General features: G+C 36.0%; 4 protein-coding genes. 2 read left to right on the forward strand and 2 right to left on the reverse strand.

Annotated elements, in window-relative coordinates:
• Together RMN97_RS11240 and RMN97_RS11245 are read left to right on the forward strand one after the other, a co-directional pair.
• Positions 1–2,290: penicillin acylase family protein (locus RMN97_RS11240; RefSeq protein ID WP_309614618.1), on the forward strand; the 2,290-nt coding region annotated here is incomplete at its 5' end.
• A 165-nt stretch (positions 2,291–2,455) separates the two neighbouring features.
• Positions 2,456–3,802, forward strand: coding sequence for an NAD(P)/FAD-dependent oxidoreductase (locus tag RMN97_RS11245; RefSeq protein WP_309614619.1), 1,347 nt, complete (start codon positions 2,456–2,458; stop codon positions 3,800–3,802).
• A gap of 109 nt (positions 3,803–3,911) precedes the next feature.
• Here RMN97_RS11245 and RMN97_RS11250 read toward each other — a convergent pair whose 3' ends face one another.
• Both RMN97_RS11250 and RMN97_RS11255 read right to left on the reverse strand, forming a co-directional pair.
• Positions 3,912–4,274, reverse strand: a complete 363-nt coding sequence (locus tag RMN97_RS11250; RefSeq protein ID WP_309614620.1) for a cupin domain-containing protein — start codon at positions 4,272–4,274, stop codon at positions 3,912–3,914.
• A 2-nt stretch (positions 4,275–4,276) separates the two neighbouring features.
• On the reverse strand, positions 4,277–5,050 hold a 774-nt coding region (locus RMN97_RS11255; RefSeq protein ID WP_309614621.1), incomplete at its 5' end, for a helicase HerA-like domain-containing protein.

Raw genomic sequence — 5,050 nt, forward strand, 5'->3', positions numbered from 1 at the left:
AGAAGAAGGAGAACAAACCCTAAATAACATAAAAAAGCAAACAACGGTTTACTTTGATGAATACGGAATTCCGCACATTTATGCCAATTCACAAGAGGACGCAATGACAACGCTGGGTTATGTTCACGCACAAGACCGACTATGGCAAATGGAACTCATGCGCCGAATAGCGCCAGGCAAACTCTCCGAGATATTTGGTTCCGTAATGCTGAAAACAGATAAGTTTTTCTCTGGAATTGGCATTGAAGAAAATACGCAAAAGAACATTGCCAACCTCGATAAAAACTCCCAAGCCTACAAACTAACGATGGCTTATATCGATGGAATCAATCAATATATTGAAGAAGGAAAAACGCCTTTAGAATATCAATTGTTAAGTATCAAAAAACAAAAATTTACACTTACCGATGTTTATAATATTTTTGGATACATGTCTTTCAGCTTTGCTATGGCACAAAAAACAGATCCATTACTAACCGATATCCGCGACCGTTTCGGAATGAAATATATGCAGGATTTTGGCATTCAAGGCGAATTCGGGACCAAACAATTAAAACCTTATAAAGGCAATTATAAAGAGTATGCTGAAATAGCAAAATCGGTTGCCGGTTTGCTGGAATCGTCACCTGTTCCTGCTTTTATTGGAAGCAACAGTTGGGTAATTGGCGGCGCTAAAACTAAAAACGGTAAAGTAATTTTGGCAAACGATCCGCATATTATGTTTTCGCAACCCGGAACTTGGTACGAAGCCCATATTGTTTGTCCGGATTATGAAATTTATGGCTATTACATTGCCGGAACGCCGTTTCCGCTTTTGGGACATAATCATAACTATGCTTACGGTTTGACAATGTTCGAAAACGATGATGTCGATTTCTTTCAGGAAGAAGATAATCCAAATGATGAACATCAATATAAAACTCTGGATGGCTTTAAAAACTATACTTACAAACAAAAAACCATTAAGGTAAAAGACAGTGCTGATGTAAAATTAAATGTTAAAACATCACAACACGGACCAGTAGTAAATGGTTTGTTAGACGGATTGAAATCGGATAAGTCAGTTGCCATGTCATGGATTTATACACAGCAAAAAAATCAAATCCTGGATGCTGTTTATCAATTGTCTCATGCTAAAAATCTGGCAAGTTTCCATAAAAGCATTGAACTTATAAAAGCACCTGGATTAAATATTATGTATGGCGATGCCAAAGGTAACATTGCCTGGATAACTTCGGGGAAATTGTATAAAGTGGATAAATCAGTGAATACTAATTTTATCCTGAACGGCGCAAATGGTATCGATGATAAGAAGGAGTTTCTTCCTTTTGCCAAAAATCCGTCAGCTATAAATCCGTCATGGAATTATGTATATTCAGCAAACAATCAACCCGAAGCAATTGACGGTTATTTGTATCCAGGCTATTATCTGCCAAAAGATAGAGCGATGCGAATTGACGGATTATTGGCACCAAAAAACGATTGGACAAAAGAAGATGTGAGTAAAATGATTGTCGATAATACATCGGCAACAGCTGAAACCATTGTGGTGAATATGACAAAACCATTAAATGTTTCGAAATTTTCTGAAAATGAAAAGAAAGCGTTAGCCGTTTTGAAAGAGTGGAAAGCAACGCATAATCTGGAAGACATCGCGCCAAGCATCTACAACAAATGGATTTATTTTTATTTAAAAGATACTTTTGAAGACGAATTCGGAGTTGATAATTTCAAATTACTTTTAAACACACATATCATCAAACAAGTAATTGAAAATCAAAGTCAAAATGCGACTTCGGTTTGGTGGGACAACATCAATACCAAAAACAAAAAAGAAACCCAATCTGAAATCCTGACACAATCGTTCAAGGAAGCCATTGCATCATTAGAAAATCAATTAAGTTCCGATATAAATCAATGGCAATGGGAGAAGGTGCATAAAGTGGAATTCCAGCATCCGATTGGGAAAGTAAAATTGTTTAGCAAGTTTTTCAATGTGGGAGCATTTGGCATTGCCGGAAGTAATGAAGTTATCAATAACCAACTTTTCATTTACACTGATGAAGCTGAAATCAATACCAAAGGCGGACCGTCAACTAGACGTATCATTGATTTCTCAGATATTGAAAACAGTTGGAGTGTTTTGCCAACAGGACAATCCGGAAATCCAATGAGTAAACATTATGATGATCAAACCGATTTATTTGTAAAAGGAAAATTCCGAAAGATGAAACTCAATAAAAAAGAAATCGAAGCAACGTCAACAAAACTAATTTTTAAGCCAAAGTAACACCACCAGCTTTGTCATTCCGATGAAGGAGGAATCTCATTAAGTAAATTAAGGATTATGCTTAATGAAAACCTTAATTTGACTTAACTTCTTAATGTTTAAATTAATGTTTAAAAAAAGTTCTTTAAAAAAACATAAATTTGCAAAACCGTTTATTAAAAATAAATGCAAACTCCCAAAAAAATTGCTGTTGTTGGTTCTGGATTAGTTGGTTCTTTGTTAGGAATTTATCTTAAAAAAAGAGGTCACATCGTGCATGTATATGACAGAAGTCCGGATATAAGAAAGATCAATTTTTCAGGACGTTCTATTAATTTAGTTTTATCCAATCGAGGCATAAAAACCCTGCAGGATGTTGGTTTAGAAACGGAAGTTTTAGCCATAGGAATTCCAGTTGATAGGCGTGCCATACACGTAGGGAAAGAAACTGTCAATGAACAGTTTTACGGTCAAAACGGAGAAGTAATTTACTCAATTTCAAGAGGACTTTTGAATAAAAAAATGGTCGATTTGGCTGAGAAAGCAGGAGTTGAATTTTTCTTTGAAGAAAAAGTATGGGATGTAGATCTTACAACCGCCACTATTTCTATTGGAGAAACAGAGCGAGGCGAATGGACAACCCATAATTATGATTTAACTTTTGGTGCCGATGGTGCTTTCTCTAGAATTCGACATAGAATGCAGCGCCAAAGTATGTTCGATTACTCGCAGGAGTTCATGAAAATGGGCTATAAAGAATTACATATTCCTGCTAATGCAGACGGAAGTCATAAATTAAACAAAAACGCTTTACACATCTGGCCACGCGGGAATTTTATGTTGATGGCTTTGGCTAATTTAGACGGAAGTTTTACCTGCACCTTATTTATGCCTCATGACGGCGAAAATTCATTCTCATCCTTAAAAACTACGGAACAATTGGTCGAATTTTTTGCCAAAAACTTCCCAGATACCAAAGAAGTTATACCGGATTTAGTAGATGATTTTTTCAAAAATCCAACCAGTTATTTGGTTACTATGAAATGTTTTCCGTGGACGTTTAGTGATAAAGTTGCCCTTATTGGTGATGCTTGCCATGCTATTGTTCCTTTTTATGGACATGGAATGAATTCTGGCTTTGAAGACATTACTGTTTTAGAAGAAATGATGGAAAAATATGGAGATGATTGGGCAAACTTACTCAATGATTATGAGAATTCAAGAAAGCCGAATGCTGATGCGATAGCAGAATTATCATTTCGAAATTTTATGGAAATGAGTTCCAAAACAGCCGATGCCAATTTCTTACTACAAAAGAAAATAGAAAAATGGTTTTCAGAAAAACATCCCGATAAATGGATGCCGTTGTATAGCAGAGTAACCTTTAGTTTACAACCTTATTCCGAAGCATTAGCGATTGGTGATTTGCAGAACAAAATCATGGAAGAAGTGATGCAGTTGCCGAACATTGAAGCCAAATGGAATAGCGAAGAAGTTGAAAATAAAATCATAACTTTATTAAGCTCCAAATAATAAATAACAAATAACAAAAAAGCTCCAAATTTCAATCTTTCAAAGTTTGAGATTTGGAGTTTTCTATTTGCAATTTATTTGTAATTTGGTTTTTTTTATTTTTTGGAATTTACTCTTCTCGATGCACTTTATTAAAATCAAACGCAGGTTTGCAAATGGCAATGTATTCACATGGTTCGTCAAATGGATTGGAGTATTGCACTCGCGTATTTTTTTCAATTTTGATGGATTGACCGGTTTCTAAAACTACTGTTTCACCTTCAATAATAAATTGTTTTTTCCCTGAAATGATATACGTGTATTCTTCAAACTCTGGCGTTTGAAAAGGCTCGCTCCATTTTGGTGGCGCAATCATGTGCGCAATTGAGATTTCTGAATTTCCTGTAGTTGGTATTCCGTGATGCTCTTCAATTAGTTTTCCATCGGTTGTTGGTACAACGAATGGTGATTTTTGGATGAGGTATTTTTTCATGACTAACGCTTAAACATTTTACTCAACACTCCAAAAACACCACGAATAAAAGTTGCACTTGTCACCACTTTCACCACCGATTTTCCAATAACAGAAGCAGTACTTGGCTCGTTGCTTTTCTTTTCTTCAACTTCAGTTTGAGCTGAAGACTCAGCTTGTTGAACGGCACTTTCAATCTTTTTGATCAGGATTTCGTAAGCACTATCTCGGTCAATTTCTTCGGCATACTTTCTAACCAATTTCGATTTACCGTTGATTTCTGTAATTTCAGTTTCGGTCAAAACGTCCATTCTGCTCATTGGTGCACGCATCATGGTTGCGGCTAATGGAGTTGGAATTCCTTTTTCGTTTAACGCTGTTACAAAGGCTTCCCCAATTCCCAAACTGGTTAACACTTCATCCGTTTTATAGTAAATAGAAGTTGGATAATTGTCGGCTGTTTGCCTAATGGCCTGTCTGTCATTCGCAGTAAAAGCACGCAACGCATGTTGGATTTTCAATCCCAATTGTGCCAAAACACTAGCCGGAACATCCATTGGATTTTGAGTCACAAAATAAACACCAATCCCTTTGGAACGAATTAGTTTTATAATAGTTTCTATTTGGTCTAACAAGGCTTTACTTGCTTCGTTAAAAATCAAATGCGCTTCGTCAATAAAGATGACTAATTCTGGTTGTTCAACATCGCCTTTTTCGGGCATTTGCTGATAGATTTCGGCTAACAAACTCAACATAAACGTAGAGAACAATTTTGGTTTATCCTGAATATCCGTCAA

Origin of the sequence: Flavobacterium sp. (assembly GCF_031381455.1) — a bacterium.
In the GTDB taxonomy this organism is placed as follows: domain Bacteria; phylum Bacteroidota; class Bacteroidia; order Flavobacteriales; family Flavobacteriaceae; genus Flavobacterium.

What these genes read in the sequence shown, in the direction of transcription:
- RMN97_RS11250 (WP_309614620.1), bottom strand. Translation starts at nt 4,274, where the DNA reads ATGAAAAAATACCTCATCCAAAAATCACCATTCGTTGTACCAACAACC.
- RMN97_RS11245 (WP_309614619.1), top strand. Translation starts at nt 2,456, where the DNA reads ATGCAAACTCCCAAAAAAATTGCTGTTGTTGGTTCTGGATTAGTTGGT.